General features: G+C 74.6%; 14 protein-coding genes. 7 read left to right on the plus strand and 7 right to left on the minus strand.

Features of this window, described 5'->3' with window-relative positions; all coding sequences use genetic code 11:
• Positions 1-3: 3 nt before the first annotated feature.
• Positions 4-732, minus strand: a complete 729-nt coding sequence (locus C892_RS0106940; RefSeq protein WP_239647291.1) for a hypothetical protein — start codon at positions 730-732, stop codon at positions 4-6.
• Between the two features lie 239 nt (positions 733-971).
• On the opposite strand from C892_RS0106940, the gene C892_RS32565 reads away from it, so the two are divergent.
• Both C892_RS32565 and C892_RS0106950 read left to right on the plus strand, forming a co-directional pair.
• Positions 972-4370, plus strand: coding sequence for an AAA family ATPase (locus C892_RS32565; RefSeq protein ID WP_017556635.1), 3399 nt, complete (start codon positions 972-974; stop codon positions 4368-4370).
• Positions 4371-4516: 146 nt separating this feature from the next.
• Positions 4517-4819, plus strand: a complete 303-nt coding sequence (locus C892_RS0106950; protein WP_017556636.1) for a hypothetical protein — start codon at positions 4517-4519, stop codon at positions 4817-4819.
• Between the two features lie 131 nt (positions 4820-4950).
• Here C892_RS0106950 and C892_RS0106955 read toward each other — a convergent pair whose 3' ends face one another.
• The gene (locus C892_RS0106955; RefSeq protein WP_040685315.1) at positions 4951-5931 is read right to left on the minus strand and encodes an NADP-dependent oxidoreductase; all 981 of its coding nucleotides are present in this window, start codon (positions 5929-5931) and stop codon (positions 4951-4953) included.
• Between the two features lie 70 nt (positions 5932-6001).
• Here C892_RS0106955 and C892_RS0106960 point away from each other — a divergent pair, with 70 nt between their 5' ends.
• The 3 genes from C892_RS0106960 to C892_RS0106970 all read left to right on the plus strand — a co-directional run bounded on the left by C892_RS0106960 (position 6002) and on the right by C892_RS0106970 (position 8997).
• Entirely contained in the window at positions 6002-7015 is a 1014-nt protein-coding gene (locus C892_RS0106960; RefSeq protein ID WP_017556638.1) for a GlxA family transcriptional regulator, read from the plus strand.
• On the plus strand, positions 7012-7881 hold the full coding sequence (locus tag C892_RS0106965) for a helix-turn-helix transcriptional regulator (protein WP_017540117.1): 870 nt from the start codon (positions 7012-7014) through the stop codon (positions 7879-7881). The genes C892_RS0106960 and C892_RS0106965 overlap by 4 nt, the downstream gene beginning before the upstream one ends.
• 111 nt (positions 7882-7992) lie before the next feature.
• Positions 7993-8997 (plus strand): aldo/keto reductase, encoded by a 1005-nt coding sequence (locus tag C892_RS0106970; RefSeq protein WP_017556639.1) that lies wholly within the window; start codon positions 7993-7995, stop codon positions 8995-8997.
• A gap of 52 nt (positions 8998-9049) precedes the next feature.
• On the opposite strand, the gene C892_RS29945 is transcribed toward C892_RS0106970, so the two are convergent.
• From C892_RS29945 to C892_RS0106990, 5 genes are all read right to left on the minus strand, one after another.
• Positions 9050-9682 carry a hypothetical protein gene (locus C892_RS29945; RefSeq protein WP_051060490.1) on the minus strand — a complete coding sequence of 211 codons (633 nt, stop codon included), beginning with the start codon at positions 9680-9682 and terminating at the stop codon, positions 9050-9052.
• Positions 9675-10316 carry a lysophospholipid acyltransferase family protein gene (locus tag C892_RS29950; protein ID WP_051060491.1) on the minus strand — a complete coding sequence of 214 codons (642 nt, stop codon included), beginning with the start codon at positions 10314-10316 and terminating at the stop codon, positions 9675-9677. The genes C892_RS29945 and C892_RS29950 overlap by 8 nt, the downstream gene beginning before the upstream one ends.
• Entirely contained in the window at positions 10313-11116 is an 804-nt protein-coding gene (locus C892_RS0106980) for a phosphatidate cytidylyltransferase (protein WP_017556640.1), read from the minus strand. Before C892_RS0106980 ends, C892_RS29950 begins: the two co-directional genes overlap by 4 nt.
• Entirely contained in the window at positions 11113-11739 is a 627-nt protein-coding gene (locus tag C892_RS0106985) for a CDP-alcohol phosphatidyltransferase family protein (RefSeq protein WP_017556641.1), read from the minus strand. The genes C892_RS0106980 and C892_RS0106985 overlap by 4 nt, the downstream gene beginning before the upstream one ends.
• A gap of 193 nt (positions 11740-11932) precedes the next feature.
• A complete protein-coding gene (locus C892_RS0106990) occupies positions 11933-13168 on the minus strand; it encodes a styrene monooxygenase/indole monooxygenase family protein (RefSeq protein WP_017556642.1) in 1236 nt (411 codons plus the stop codon).
• A gap of 520 nt (positions 13169-13688) precedes the next feature.
• Here C892_RS0106990 and C892_RS0107000 point away from each other — a divergent pair.
• Both C892_RS0107000 and C892_RS0107005 read left to right on the plus strand, forming a co-directional pair.
• Positions 13689-14615: an AEC family transporter gene (locus tag C892_RS0107000; protein WP_017556643.1), complete on the plus strand. Its 927-nt coding sequence runs from the start codon at positions 13689-13691 to the stop codon at positions 14613-14615.
• A gap of 118 nt (positions 14616-14733) precedes the next feature.
• On the plus strand, positions 14734-15069 hold the full coding sequence (locus tag C892_RS0107005) for a YnfA family protein (protein ID WP_017556644.1): 336 nt from the start codon (positions 14734-14736) through the stop codon (positions 15067-15069).
• Positions 15070-15085: the final 16 nt, after the last annotated feature.

Consider the following 15085-nt stretch of genomic DNA (forward strand, 5'->3'; position numbering starts at 1 on the left):
CGCTCACTCCCAGACGGTGGCCTGCACGGTCGCCGTTCCGGTTCCGCCCGGCGATGACACGGCCTCGATGTAGGCCACGCGTCCCTGGTCGGTCTGGACGCAGAAGCGGGAACCGTTCGAGAAACCGGTACCGGTGCTCCCGTTGGTCTCGACGGCGTCCAGGCAGGCCGCTCGGTCCGGAGCCTCCCCGCCCTCGGGGAGCGGAGCGATGCCGCCGCCGGAGTTCTCGAACGCCACACCGTTGATGTTCGGGCGCAGGACGAAGTCGTACCCGTCGACCCTGTCCTCGACCACGAGGGGCGGATCGCCGTCCAGGTCCACGTAGGTCTGGGGGCTGACGACCTCGATGCTCAGCTCCTCATCGGGGCCGAACACCACGGTGTCCTCCTGGGGCTCCTCGGCCGAGCCCTCGGCCTCTCCTTCTCCGGCCGCGGCGTCCTCCGCGCCGCCCGCGCCGCCCGCGCCGCCCGCGCCGTCCCCGCCTCCCTGCGCGCCGGCGCCGGCGTCCTGGGAGGCGGACCCTTCATCCGCGCCCCGCCCCGCCACGACGAACACCACTGCAGCGGCGACGAGCACGGCGAAGCCGAGGAAGACGACCGCCACCACGAGCGCCTTGTTGCCGCCGCTCCCGCCGCTCGTGCCCTTCGGCGGTGCGGATCCCGGAGGGGGAGGCGGCGCGGGGTAGGAACGGCCGCCCTGGCCGGAGGAACCGGTGGAAGGGGGGTAACTCAACGGGATCTCCAACCCAGATCTTCGAGAGCGGCGCGTCCGCTCGCCCGCAGTCGCGGGCATTCTACGCAGCACGCCGTGCGGGGCCGAACCCGTGTCCGACGCCGCATCCCCGGCCCGGACACGGTCTCTCATCGTCCGAACACGGCGCTTGAGGGGGCGATACCGTACGGAACATACCGTTGCGGGCGTGCCGGTCCCCGGTGGCGGTGAAGCGAACCTGTTCCCTCGGGAGTTCATGCATGTTCACGGTCCACGTATCGAGGTCCGCCCGGGGGGCGGCCTCCGGACTCGACGAGATCCTGCGGCACCCCTCGTGTGCGGGCATGGACCTCTACCTCCACGTGGACCCGGGGCACTACACGGCCGACGGCGCGCACCTCATCGACCGGCATGTGATCGTGGTGCCGACCCAGGGCCCGGGGACGGTGTCGGTCTCAGTGGCCGACGACTCGGTGTTCGAGGTGCGCAGCGGGCGCCTGGAGCTGTACGGGGTCGACGTCGCTGGCCCCGCGCCGGGGCGGCCCGGGATCGAGCTGTATCCCGGGACCTCGTTCAAGGCCATGGACTGCACCCTGGACCTGGCGGTCGGGGTCATGGCGGACGCCGCCCCCGTCGACATCGAGAACTGCCGGATCACGGGCGGCACGGTACTGCTGCGCGGCGGGGGCGGCCGCGTGGTCGGCACCGAACTGGACAAGGCCTCCCTGGAGGTGGCAGGGGAGGCCCGCGCCGAGCTGCACCGCCTCCGCTTCACCGGTGCGGCGCCCGGCCCCGCCCTCGCCGCCGCCGACCGCGCCGCACCGGACATCACGGAGTGCTCCTTCGTTTCGGCAGGAGGAGAGGAGGCCCCGGCCCTGGCCGCGGTCGGAGGATCCTCCCCGTCCGTGTCCGACTGCTCGTTCGAGGACCTCCAAGGGCGGGCGGTCTGGGTGGGGCAGAAGTCGTCGGCGGCCTTCGCCGGACTGCGGATCACCGGGGGCGCCCCCGAGTCGGAGGTCCTGCGCGTCGCCGAGGACTCCAAGGCCTCCTTCCGGGACTGCCGGGTCAAGGCCGCCAAGAGCACCGTCCTGCACGTCGACTCCGGCGAGGCGCGCGTGTCCGGCCTGGAGGTGGAGGGCGCCGCGGGGGACGCGGTCCAGGTGGCCGGAGGGCGCCTCACCGTCGAGGGCGCACGGCTCCGAGAGGTGTCCGGCGTCGGGCTCAACCTCTACAACGCCCGTGCCGAGGTGCGGGACTTCGATATGCGCTGTGCCCCTGCGCCGGCGGGGCAGGAGCCCAGCCCCGCCATCCGTCTGGCCGGAGCGCGCGCGGACATCGAGCGGGCCACCGTCACGGGGACCGGCGCGAACGTCGGGGTGATCGCCCGCGACGGCAGCGCTGCACTGCGGTCGGTGGAGATCACCGGGGTACTGGCCGGGGTGCGGGTGCTGGAGGACGCCACGCTCAAGGCCGAAGAGCTGACCGTCTCCCGCTGCCACCGGAGTGCGCTGATGGTCGAAGCGGGAGGCTACTGCGAGGTCTCCGGAGCCGACCTGAGGGTCCTGGGCGGAGGGACCAACGGGGTCACCGTGGGCGAGGGGGGACGCGCAAACGTCAAGGACTCGATCGTCGCCGGGGGCGAGAACGGCCTCGCGGTCATGGACGGCGGCACGGCCACCGTCGAGGACACCACCATCACCGGTGCGAACCGGGTCGGCGCCGGCGTCCAGGGCGGCGGCCGCCTGAGGCTCCTCCGCTGCACCCTGCGCCGCAACGGCGAGCGGGACCTGTACGCCGACTCCGGCGCCGTCCTCCAGGTCGATGACACCGAGTACGAGAAGGGCCCGCCCGAGCGGCCGGTGCGGGCCGCGGCCGACCCGGCGCGGAACGCGCCCCCCGCGCAGGCCGCGCCGCCCGCCGAGGGCGGCGTGCGCCCGCTTGAGGACGTCATCGCCGAGCTGGACGCGATGGTCGGGCTGGAGGGGGTGAAGAAGGAGGTGCGCGCGCTGGTGGACCTGCACCGGGTGAACGCCAAGCGCGCCGAGGCCGGTCTGCCGAGCCTCGACTTCAGCAGGCACCTGGTCTTCTCCGGCCCGCCCGGCACCGGGAAGACGACCGTCGCCCGCATCTACGGCCAGGTCCTGCGGTCCCTCGGGGTGCTGGACAAGGGCGGGTTTATCGAGGCCTCCCGGGCCGACCTCGTCGGCGAGCACCTGGGCGAGACCACGCGCAAGACCACCGAGCTGTTCCAGCGCGCCCGCGGCGGCGTGCTGTTCATCGACGAGGCCTACGCGCTCTCCCGCACTTTCGGCAGCGGCGCCGACTTCGGCCAGGAGGCCATCGACGCCATGATCAAGCTGATGGAGGACGCGCGCGACGAGGTCGTCGTGGTCTTCGCCGGCTACTCCGACGAGATGCGCGGGTTCCTCGCCGCCAACCCGGGGCTCAAGTCGCGGGTCTCGCGCACGGTCGAGTTCGAGAACTACACGCCCGAACAGCTGGCCACCATCTTCACGGCCGCGGCCGAGGGCAAGGGCTACGTCCTGGGCCGGGGGGTGCGGGACCTGGTGGTCCGGCACTTCCAGGGGCTCACGCGGGACGCGAGCTTCGGCAACGGGCGCGAGGCGCGGCGCATGTTCGAGCACGTGGTGCAGCGCCAGGCGAGCCGGCTGGTCGCCGACGGCACCACGTCGGCCGCCGACCTCACCCGGATCGTGCCGGGGGACCTGGAGGGCGCCGTCGACCCGGGGCTGACCGCCCGGGTGGGGGCCCCGCGCGACGAGCGGCAGGCCCAGGCCCTGATGGGACGCCTGGAGGCCATGGTGGGCCTGGAGGGCGTCAAGCGCGAGGTCGCCGAGGTGACCAGCCTGATCTCGGCCGGGCGGCGCCGCCAGGCCGCCGGCCTGGAGGCCCCGCTGCCCTCGCGCCACCTGGTCTTCGCGGGCCCGCCCGGCACCGGCAAGACCACGGTGGCGCGCATCTACGGTGAGCTGCTGGCCGCTTTGGGCGTGCTCGCCCAGGGGCAGGTGGTGGAGGCCGCCCGCGCCGACCTGGTGGGCCGCTACGTGGGGCACACCGCGCAGCAGACCCGCGAGGTGTTCGAGAAGGCCCGCGGCGGGGTGCTGTTCATCGACGAGGCCTACGCCCTGGCGGGCCGCGGCGGCGGGAACGACTTCGGGCACGAGGCCGTGGAGACGCTGCTGAAGCTGATGGAGGACTACCGCGACGAGGTCGTGGTGATCGCGGCCGGCTACACCGACCGGATGCGGGACTTCCTGGCGGCCAACCCGGGGCTGGCCTCGCGCTTCTCGCGGACGGTGGACTTCGCCCCGTTCACGCCCGCCGAGCTGGTGGAGATCTTCGCCGCCACGGCGGCCGCCGCGGACTTCCTGGTGCCCGACGCCACGCGCGAGGCGGTCGCCGCGGTCGTGCGGGCGGGGCGGGAGCGGTTCTCCACCGGCAACGCACGCGAGATCCGCAAGCTCTTCGAGGACGGCGTCGCCCGCCACTCGCACCGGATCGAGCAGCAGGCCTCGGACGGACGGGAGCCCACACTCGAAGAGCTGCAGAACCTGCTCCCCGAGGACGTCGCGCCCGGTGCGGGGGCGACTTCGGACACCGCCGCCGAGGGGGGTCCGTACACGCTCGGGCGGCGATAAGGTGGCGTTCCGTCCCCAGCACGACCACTCACAGAGAGCAGGCGGAAGAGGTGCGGGCGTCGAGTCTTCGCCGAGGTCCCCAGAGGTGCGGCCCTGAGCGGCACGGCCCCGAGCAGCACGGATCCGGTCCCCCGGCCGGGGGCGGGGTGCGCGGGCGGCCCTGGCGGGTGCCGCTGGCGGTGTGCGGTGCGGGCCTTCCCGCCGCGGTGCTCGCCGCCGCCTACCTGCGGGGCCACTCCGCCCCCGGCGCGCCCCTGGTCACGTCCGTGCTCCCGGACTACATCGAGACCCTGCCCTGGTTCGCCCACGGACTGTGGGCGGGATGCCTGATCCTCCTGGTCAGCAGCGTCCTGGTGTCCCTGCACGAGCGTGCGCGCATCCGCTGGCTGATGTGCGCGGCGGCCGGGGCCGCCGTGCTCGCGACGGCCCTGGCCGGCGCCATCACCTGACCGGGGCCGCCGCGGACGCCCCGTCGTCGGGCCCGTGGCCGCCGGACCGGTCACCCCGGACCGGCCGCCGGGCCGGTCACCAAGGCGGTCACCGGGCCGGCGGCCGGATCAGCCGCAGGGCGGCCGTCGGATCAGCGGTCGGACACCGACAGCACCAGCTTGCCCTGGACGCGGCCGGTATCGCCCTCGCGGTGGGCGTCGGCGGCCTTCTCCAGCGGGAAGACGCCGGCGATCTCCGGGCGCAGGGCGCCGGAGTCCGCAAGGGCGCCGATGGCGCGCATCCCCGCCTGGTCGTGCTCGACCACCATCTCCGTGCCCCGCACGCCGCGCTCGCGGGCCTCGGAGGCCAGACGGTCGGTTCCGGTGGGCAGGATGCTGACCACGATCCCGCCCGGCCTGAGGACCTCCAGCGACCGCGGCGCAGTGTCCGCGCCCACCGTGTCCAGGACGACATCGGCCCCGCTCACGGCCTCGGCGAAGTCCTGCTCCCGGTAGTCGATGACCTCGTCGGCGCCCAGGCTCTTGACGAAGTCGTGCTTGGGCGCGCTGGCGGTCCCGACGACGTAGGCGCCGCGCGCCTTGGCGATCTGGACCGCGAAGTGTCCCACCCCTCCGGCGGCGGCGTGCACCAGCACCTTCTGCCCGGCCGTCAGGTCGGCGGTGTCGACCAGGGCCTGCCAGGCGGTGAGCGCGGCCAGCGGCACCGCCGCGGCGTGCACGTGGTCCAGCGAGGACGGCTTAGGGGCGAAGGCCCGGGCCGGCCCCACCGCGTACTCGGCGTGCGAGCCCGCGCCGTAGGCGTAGGGCAGCATGCCGAACACCTCGTCGCCCGGCCGGTACAGGGTCACCCCGATACCGACCGCCACCACGACGCCGGACACGTCCCAGCCCAGGACGTACGGCGGATCGCCGAGGAACCGCCGGCCGCTGCGGTGCTTGTAGTCGGTCGGGTTCATGCCGGCAGCGCGCACCTTCACGAGGACCTGGCCCAGTCCAGGGGAGGGGACCTCCTTCTCCACAAGGTGCAGTACTTCCGGGTCGCCGTGAACGTCCTGGGAGACCGCCCGCATGGTCGCCGGGATCTCCGGCCTCGTCGTCGTTTCGTTGCTCATGGACACCAGAGTGGCGCAGGACGCGGGAGAAGGGAATGGCGGAAACGCCAACATCCGATACGATCCTGCCATGCACCACGTGGCCGTTCTCGCGCTCCCCGGCGTCTACCCCTTCGAGCTGGGGATCCCCGCGCGGGTCTTCGGCGCCTTGGGCCGCCTGTACGAGGTCGTCACGTGCGGCACGGGCGCCGGGAGCGTCCCCACCCGCGAGGACTTCGCGATCGCCCTGGAACACGGCCCTGAAGCGGTCGCGGAGGCCGACACCGTCATCATCCCGCCCTTCGACCTGTCGTCCCTGCTGCAGACCGGCGAGCCCCCGGCCGGGGCGGTCGAGGCGCTGGACAGGATGCGCCCCGGGGCGCGGCTGGTGTCGATCTGCACGGCCTCCTTCCTGCTGGCCTCGATGGGGCTGCTCGACGGGAGGCGCGCGGCCACCCACTGGCACCAGGCCGACCTCATGCGCCGCCTCTACCCGCGTGTGGAGGTCGACCCCGACGTGCTCTTCGTGGACGAGGGGCGCGTGCTCACCTCAGCCGGGGCGGCCTCGGGGGTCGACGCCTGCCTCCACCTCCTGCGCCGGGACCACGGCGCCGAGGCCGCCAACCGGGCGGCGCGGGCCTGCGTGGTCCCGCCCTGGCGCGACGGAGGGCAGGCCCAGTACATCGAGCGCCCCGTCCCCGAGGACGGCGAGGCCGGCACCTCGGCGACCCGCGAGTGGGCGCTGCGGCGCCTGGACCGGCCGCTCTCCGCGGCCGAACTGGCCCGGCACGCGCGGATGAGCGAGCGCACCTTCGCCCGCCGCTTCCGGCAGGAGACCGGGACCAGTCCGGGGCGGTGGCTCACCGCCCAGCGCGTCGCCCGCGCCCGGGACCTGCTGGAGGGCACCGACCTGCCGGTGGACCGGATCGCCGCCGATGTCGGCTTCGCCACCGCCGCCTCCCTGCGGCGGCACCTGCACGCCGCCATCGGCGTCGCGCCGCTGGCCTACCGGCGGACGTTCCGCGCCGCCTCCCCGGGCGGCCCCGAGCGGGACGGCGCCGCCCCGGGGGCGGGTCCGGCGCGGCGGACTATCGTGGAGGCATGAGCGCCGCGCCGCCGCCCGCCGACCCCGTCCTCCGCCGCCGCGATGAACTGCGGGGGTTCCTGCGCTCCCGCCGCGCCCGCCTCACCCCCGAGGACGTGGGGATGCCGGCGGCGGGCCGGCGCCGCACCCCCGGGCTCCGCCGCGAGGAGGTGGCCGTGCTGTCCGGGGTGGGGGTGTCCTGGTACACCCGCCTGGAGCAGGGGCGCGACATCAACGTCTCCGGCGGGGTCCTGGACGCCCTCGCGCGGACGCTGCGCATGGACGCGGCCGAACGCGAGCACCTCTACCTGCTGTCCGGGCTCAACCCGCCGCAGGCCGCGGCCGAGCCGGGCGCCCGCGTCCCCGACGAGCTCGTCCGGGTGCTGGAGTCCTGGTCGCCCCGGCCCGCCTACATCCGCGACCGGTACTGGAACCTGGCGGCGATCAACGACGCCACCGCCGAGGTCCTGGGGTACGGCGACGGCGACCACAACTGCCTGGTCACCTTCTTCACCAGCGCCCGCTACCGGGCGCTGGCCCGCCAGTGGTCCGCCGCGGCGCCCCGGGTCGTGGCCCGCTTCCGCGCGGACGCCGCGCGCCACCCGGACGACCCGGAGTTCTCCAGGATCGCCGCGGACCTGATGTCGGTGAGCGCGGAGTTCGCCGAGCTGTGGGAGCGCCACGAGGTCGCCGCCGCGACCCGCGCCGTCAAGGCGCTGGTCCACCCCGACGTCGGCGACCTGGTGTTCGAGGCGACGATGCTCGGTGTACCCGAGCTTCCGGGGCATTTCCTGGTGCTGTACAACCCCCGCCCCGGGACGGGCACGGAGGAGGCGCTGGAACGCCTCGCGGCATCCGGGCGCCTTGCCACGGCGGGGCGGGCCTGACCGAACCCGACCGAGCCCGACCGAGCCTGACACTGCCAGTGTCAGGACCGCCAGGGGCTACCTGGCACACGGGGGCCGCGCCATGCTGAACCCATGAACGACACGTCCGCAATGCGCACGCGAGGATTCCAAGGGCACGACGTCGGGGCGGTCGGCCTCGGCCTGATGGGGATGAGCTGGGGCTACTCGGCCTCGGAGCGGGATGACGCGGCGTCTGTGGAGCTCATCCGCAACGCCGTCGGCATGGGGGTCTCCTTCATCGACACGGCCCAGGTCTACGGCTCCGGCCACAATGAGGACCTGCTCGGCCGGGCGCTGAAGGGGATCCGCGAGCAGGTCGTCCTGGCGACCAAGACCGGCCTGGTCGTCGAGGACGCCGCGAGCTACACGCTCAAGCGCGACGGGCGGCCCGAGCACGTCAAGCGCTCCGCGGAGGAGAGCCTGCGGCGCCTGGGGACCGACACCATCGACCTGTACTACCTGCACCGGATCGACCCCGAGGTCCCGCTGGCCGAGACCTGGGGAGCGATGGCCGAGCTGGTGGACGAGGGCAAGGTGCGCTACCTGGGGCTCTCGGAGGTCACCCGGGCCCAGGCGGCGGAGGCGCAGGGGATCCACCCCGTCGCGGCCGTCCAGTCGGAGCTGTCGCTGTGGACGCGCGACGCCCAGGGAGCCGAAGGCGGCACGGCCGGTGGCGGGGGCGGCCGCGCCGGGAGCGACGGGCCCGGAGACGTGGTCGGCTGGTGCGCCGAGAACGGGGCCGCCTTCGTCCCCTTCTCCCCGTTGGGGCGCGGGTTCCTCACCGGTGCCGTCAGCACCTCCTCCATCGAGGACGGGGACTTCCGGTCAGCGCAACCGCGCTTCCAGGAAGAGGCCATGAAGCAGAACATGCGCATCGTCGACGTGGTCAAGCGCGTGGCCGGGCGCAAGGGCGCGACGCCGGCGCAGATCGCGATCGCGTGGACCCTGGCCCAAGGGGAGCACGTCATCCCGATCCCGGGCACCAAGAAGATGCGCTACCTGAAGGACAACATCGGCGCCGCCGGCGTCGACCTCACCGAGGAGGACCTGCGCGAGCTGGACGCCGTCCCCGCGCCCGTCGGATCCCGGTACTGACCGGCGGTATCCGGGGGCGGCCCGGCCCTTTGGGGCCGCTCCCGGCACCGCCTCAGCGCCATCCGCGGACGATCAGGGCCAGCGCTCCGGTAAACCCCGCGCCCACGGCCGCCAGGTAGGCTGGGTAGTGGCGCCGCCGGCCGCGGGCTGCGGCGCCGAAGGCCGCCAGGGCCAGGCCGGCGGTGAGGATCCTGGTGCCCCGGGCCCGGGCGCTCGCCTTGGCGAATTCGGCCGCTCCGAGGCCGTCGCGCCCGGCCCGGGCCGCGTACAGCTTGTAGGGGATGCCCGCCAGCGGCTGGTGGCGTACCCCGTGCGGGCCTTCGGCCGCCATCTGTTCCGCAACGGCCGTGCGCATCCTGTCGGTGGTCAGCGGCGCGGGGACGTCCACGCCCGCGCGCGCGAGGCTGTAGGCCACGGCGCCCCCGGCGACGCTTCCCGCGGCGGCGGACGCCGCCAGCCGCGGCCCCGACCGGGGGTCGGCCACGCACAGCGCCGCCAGGGCCACCTCGGGGAGCACCGGCCACGACAGGGCTTCGGCGAAGCCCCACCCCGCCGCCAGGGCGGTTCCATACGGCGAACTGGCCAGCCGCGCCGCCCGCACGCGGAGCGCGGAGTCGTCGGCCGCACGGGCGCCCTTCTTCAGCGGTTCGGCCTTCAGCGGTTCGGCTGCACGCGGCTCACGCATGGGTCCGGTCCCCTCCCGTACACTTCTCTTCGGTCCGCCCCCGGATCCCGGCGAGCATCCGACTGATCTGTTCCCTCGCGGCTCCGGTCCCCTCGGCAGGCGTGCCGAACCGCACCGTCACACGGGTGCGGGTGATGCCGCCGCCCTTGGGAAGCAGCGCGCGCGTGCCATCGATCGCCACCGGCACGAGGGGGACCCCCGCATGGGCGGCGAGCCGGGCCGCCCCGGAGTGGAAGCGGCCCAGGTCATCGTCGACCGAACGCGTCCCCTCCGGGTAGACGATCACCGGGCGCCCTGCATCCAGCACCGCACGCGCGGCCAGGAGGTCCGCACACCCGCCGCCGTTCCGCCGGACGGGGAACGCCCCGGTGAGTGCCTTGGCGGCCCAGGAGCGCGGGCCGTGGGCGAACCAGTAGTCGCCTGCCGCCGCGACGGCGGGGTTCGTCCGGGCGGGCAGGGCGGCGATCAGCGCGGCCGTGTCCGCGTGCGAGGAGTGGTTGGCCACCAGGACGCAGGGGCCCTTTGGGGGCCGGCCGACTGTGCGGAAGCCCCCGGTGGCCGACAGGGCCAGCCGCCAGAGGACGGCGCGGCCGACGGCGCCGGCGGAGAGAGGAGAGGCGGGTGTTCCGTTCAAGACAGCACCAATCCGACGGGAAGGGCGAGCAGGAGCGAGTCGACGCGGTCCAGCAGGCCGCCCATGCCGGGCAGCCAGCCGCCGGCGTCCTTGACCCCCGCGTCCCGCTTGACCAGGGATTCGAGGAGGTCGCCGAGGGGAGCGGCGACGGCGACCGCCACCGCCAGGCCGGGCGTGAGCGCACCGAGCAGCGCCAGCACGGCGATACCGGCGGCGGCGCCGGCGATGACGCCGCCCCAGCGCTTGTTGGGGGAGAGCGGGGACAGCGGCGGGCCGCCGAGGAGGCGCCCGCCGAACCAGCCGCCGACGTCGGCGGCGGCGACCGCCGCGCACAGCGCGAACGCGGCCGGGCCGAGCAGCACCAGGCCGGCGGGGGCCGACAGCCACACCACGCCGAACACGGCGCGGCAGGAGCGGTGCGCCCCGGTCGCGGTGTCCCCGGCCGCCACCGGGACCAGCGCGGCGGCGAGCGCCCCGGCGGCGGCCGCACGCCACAGCTGCTCCGGCGCCAGCCAGGCGACCAGGGGCAGTGCCGCCACGGTCGCGGCGGCCACGGCGGTCTCGGGGGCGCGCAGGCCGGCCATGCGCCCGTACTCGGCCATGGCGACGGCGGCGATGGCCGCGGCGAGCACGGCGGTCGCCGGGGCGCCGAGGGCGAACGCGCCGCCGGCCACCGGGGCGATCACCGCCCAGCTGGCCCAGCGCCGGACCAGCTCGCGCCGGCGCGAGAGCCACACCCCCGCGCCGCTCACCCCCAGGGCCCCGGCCACATAGGGGGCCGCCTCCACCGCGCCGATCACCGCCGGCCCCCGGCCGTCGCGGCGTCCGCCGGGTCCGCCGTGTCCAGGGCCCGCAGCGCCCGTCGGACGCGGACCAGCCGGACGGCGGCCGTGACCAGCGACCCCGCGATCATCAACGGGAAGACCAGGGCCGTGAACCCGGTCAGGGCCAGTAGCACGAACTGGGCGCAGCGCTCGGTCTTGCCCGAGGGGCCGCCCTGCAGGCGCGGCGCTCCGGCGGCGGCGCCCGCCAGGGACACCCAGGAGGGCAGGGTCGCCGCGAGCGCGGCGCCCAGCACCGGCGCGGCCGGGTAGGCGGCCAGGCACCCGGCCAGCACCGCGAACTCGGCCGCGCGGTCGCCCACCTCGTTGTCGACGGCGCCGGCACGGGTGCTGCGCCCGCTCTCCCGGGCGACGCCCCCGTCCAGGTTGGCGCAGGCGAGCCGGGCGACCAGCAGCGCGGCTACGGCGCCGGCGCACAGCGGGCCGGGCGGCACCGCGGCGACCACCGCCCCGGCGGCGCCGCCGAACGCGACCCCGCCCCAGGTGAGCACCGAGGGGGACACGCCCCGGGCGACCAGCGCCCGGCGGACCGAGGCCAGACGGTCGGCGAACCAGGGCTTGAGTGCGTAGAGTCCGTCCATGCCGACAGACTCACCCGAAGGGGGCTTCCGCGGCATCGTCGCCGAAGCTCAGGCGCCCTGAGTAGAGCTACTCAGTACCCGCGTCGACGCTCTTCAGGGAGGTCGGGGTTATACCGGCCGGTACAAGGCCGACTTCCCCGAGAGCAACGCAATTCTCTGTGACGGTGTCGACCGTTTCCCACGGCCTGCTCCGTCACGGGCTCCCGGAGCGGCTCAGGGCGTCCACGTAGGCGTAGGCCCGTTCGGGGTGGAGGAACCAGGTGATCAGGTCGGCAGGGTCCTCGAAGGCCTCGGCGAACCTGTCGGCCAGCCCCTGGTCGCTCCCGGCCGCTCGGAGGACCTCCCACACGTGCGGGGGACCCTCCAGCATGACCTCGCTCCACGCCGCCACATGGCGGGCGTGCCTCCAGTAGGAGGCGAACGCGGCGTTCATGAAGTCCTCGTCGAACGGGCGCATGCCGTGGTCGACGATGGCGCGCCGGTAGGTCTCCGCGCAGGCCGAGGCGGCGTTGGCCCCCTGAGAGGTGATCGGGTCGTTGGCCACGATCGCATCCCCCATGCCCAGCACGGCCCCTCCGCCGGGCAGGTGCCCCACAGGCTTGCGCACGTGCGGGGTGTAGCCGCCGCGCGCTTCGGCCATCGCGTCGGTCAGCTCCACGTCGAGGCAGCGCTCGTACATCCACGGGGCGTGGTCGCGCATGACCGAGAGCACCCCCTCCAGCACGTCGCCGGTGCGGCGCCAGCTCGGCACGGGCAGGTCCATAGGGCCGCCGGGCACGGCCTCCACCAGCAGGGCGTGGCAGGGCCCGGTCAGGGTGAGGGAGGGGACCGCGAGCACCTCGCCGACCCCCGGCACACAGGTGCGGTGCAGCACCTTCCCGGACGGGTGGTCCTCCATGCCGCGCACGTAGGCCAGGGCCAGGGTGCGCTGAGGGGCGTCGAAGCGGGTGCGCTCGGTGTCGACGGGGAAGAGCCCCGCCAGCTCGCTCTTGCCCGTGGCCAGCACCACGAGGTCGTAGGAGGAGCTGAACCACTGCAGGTCCGAGAGCGTGGCCCCGTGCAGGACGGTGCGGCCCCCGCGGCGCTCGAACTCCTCCAGCCAGGCGGCCATCTTCACGCGCTGGTCGACCGACTGGGCGGGCTCGCGCAGGGCCCCCGTCCACTGGGTGTCCAGAGCGCCGTGCGTGTCGGCGACGCTCATCGCCACGCCGGTGATCGCCGGTGCCGTGGGCCCCCAGAACGCCAGGCGCCGGCGGCGCTCGCGCCTCAGGGCGTCCCCGAACAGGCACTGGGTGGACATCACCCGCCCCGAGCGCAGGTCGGCGGGGGACTGCAGGGTGAGCAGGGTGACGTCGTAGCCATCGTCGCGCAGGCCGAGCGCCAGTTGGAGGCCGGACTGCCCGGCGCCGACGATGAGGATCTTGCGCATGCCGCTCCCGTCGTTGGAAGGACCGCAATTGGGGAGTGTGGGGAGGAGAGGGGGCACGTCAAGGCCCGCCGGACAGCGTCCGGCGGGCCGAGCGGAGCGAGGCGGCCGCCGCCGTCGTCCGCCGGGGGCGCCTCGGTCGACGAGGCGGGCGCCCCGGTGGCTCAGCGGTCGGTCTTGGGGCCGTCGTAGGTCTTGGTGAAGAAGGTGCCGAGGATCCCGGCGATGAGCATCAGCGGAAGGCTGACGAACATCAGCACGGCGGCGACGGTACCGACCATAGGTGTTGTCCTCCGTTGTTCTGACCTGCGGCCGGGGAGCGGGCCGTGTCCCGCGCTTGCCGCCCCGGCGCTGTCGCCTCCGAGCATAGATCGCCTCGCGCGCGGGCGTGTTCGGCCCCCGGGGTTCGGCGTGGTGACCACGGGCACACGTGACCGGGGCCACGCAGGGCCGCGGCTTCGGGGCCGCGCCCTGTTGGATACCGTCGACCGCGTTCGGGGAGCGTCGGGACCGTGGAGGCGGCATGGGCGGTGTCATCACGGGCTTCGGGGTCATCGCGAGCATCATCGCCGCCGGGTACGTGCTCGGCCGCAGCGATGCGCTCGGGGCCAACGGGCGGGAGGTGCTGACCAGGGTCGCCTTCTCCGTGGCCACCCCGGCGCTGCTGTTCACCATCCTGTCCGGGGCCGACCCCTCCGCGCTCTTCTCCGCCCCGCTGGCGGTCACCGCCCTGAGCATGGCGGCGGCCGCGGCCCTCTTCGTCGCCGTCGCGGTGGTCCGCCGCTGGGGCGCGAGGACGGCCGGGATGGGGGCCCTGTGCTCGGCGTACGTGAACGCGGGCAACCTGGGCATCCCCATCGCCTCCTACGTCCTGGGGGACGCGGCCCTGGTCGCGCCCGTGCTGCTCCTGCAGCAGCTCGTGGTCACTCCGATCGCGGTCACCCTGCTGGACGCGGGGTCGCGGAGCCCCGGGGAGCGCGTCGGCGTGCTGACGGTCCTGACCACTCCGCTGCGCAATCCGATCGCCGTGGCGTCCCTGGCGGGCGTGGCGGTCGCGCTCTCAGGGCTGACCGTCCCCGACCCGCTCATGCAGCCGTTCGAGCTCGTGGGGTCGATGTCGGTGCCCGCCGTGCTGCTGGCGCTGGGCATCTCCCTGCACGGCAGCCCGTTGCCCGGGCGCGGCCCGGAGCGCGGGCCCGTGGTCCTGGCAGTCGTGCTCAAGACGCTCCTGCAGCCCGCGGCCGCCTGGGCGATCGGGACGTGGCTGTTCCAGCTGGACGGGGAGATGCTGTTCGCCGTCGTCGTCCTGGCCGCACTGCCGACGGCTCAGAACGTGTTCACCTACGCCTCGCGGTACGGGGCGGCCACCACGATGGTGCGCGAGGCCGTCCTGCTGTCGACCATCGCCACCCTGCCCGTCCTGGTGGGCATCGCCCTGCTGCACGGGTGAGCGCGCGTCCGCGCTGCCCGGCGCCTGAGCGCACCTGAGAGCGCATCAGTGCGCGCCTGGAGGCGGCCGGGCGTCGCCGGTCCTACCATGGTCGCCCCGCCGCCCTGGGAAGGAACCCATGACCGTCCTGAAATCCGTCGCCCTCTTCGCCGTCGCCGCGCTCTTCGAGATCGGCGGGGCCTGGCTCGTATGGCAGGGGGTCAGGGAGCACAAGGGGCTGCTGTGGGTCGGGGCGGGGGTGATCGCCCTGGGGCTGTACGGGTTCGCGGCGACTCTGCAGCCCGATGCCCACTTCGGACGCATCCTGGCCGCCTATGGGGGCGTCTTCGTCGCCGGTTCACTGGCGTGGGGAATGGTCGTGGACGGGTTCCGGCCGGACCGCTGGGACATTGCGGGAGCAGTGATCTGTCTTCTCGGCGTCGCGGTCATCATGTACGCACCGCGGGGGAACTGATCGTGTTTTCCGGGCG

It is taken from the genome of Nocardiopsis baichengensis YIM 90130 (genome assembly GCF_000341205.1).
Classification (GTDB): domain Bacteria; phylum Actinomycetota; class Actinomycetes; order Streptosporangiales; family Streptosporangiaceae; genus Nocardiopsis_A; species Nocardiopsis_A halophila.

Coding starts and splice junctions, on each gene's coding strand:
- C892_RS32565 (WP_017556635.1), top strand. CDS start 972: ATGTTCACGGTCCACGTATCGAGGTCCGCCCGGGGGGCGGCCTCCGGA.
- C892_RS0106955 (WP_040685315.1), bottom strand. CDS start 5,931: ATGAGCAACGAAACGACGACGAGGCCGGAGATCCCGGCGACCATGCGG.
- C892_RS0106985 (WP_017556641.1), bottom strand. CDS start 11,739: ATGGACGGACTCTACGCACTCAAGCCCTGGTTCGCCGACCGTCTGGCC.
- C892_RS29945 (WP_051060490.1), bottom strand. CDS start 9,682: ATGCGTGAGCCGCGTGCAGCCGAACCGCTGAAGGCCGAACCGCTGAAG.
- C892_RS0106960 (WP_017556638.1), top strand. CDS start 6,002: ATGCACCACGTGGCCGTTCTCGCGCTCCCCGGCGTCTACCCCTTCGAG.
- C892_RS0106970 (WP_017556639.1), top strand. CDS start 7,993: ATGCGCACGCGAGGATTCCAAGGGCACGACGTCGGGGCGGTCGGCCTC.
- C892_RS0106965 (WP_017540117.1), top strand. CDS start 7,012: ATGAGCGCCGCGCCGCCGCCCGCCGACCCCGTCCTCCGCCGCCGCGAT.
- C892_RS0106990 (WP_017556642.1), bottom strand. CDS start 13,168: ATGCGCAAGATCCTCATCGTCGGCGCCGGGCAGTCCGGCCTCCAACTG.
- C892_RS0107005 (WP_017556644.1), top strand. CDS start 14,734: ATGACCGTCCTGAAATCCGTCGCCCTCTTCGCCGTCGCCGCGCTCTTC.
- C892_RS0107000 (WP_017556643.1), top strand. CDS start 13,689: ATGGGCGGTGTCATCACGGGCTTCGGGGTCATCGCGAGCATCATCGCC.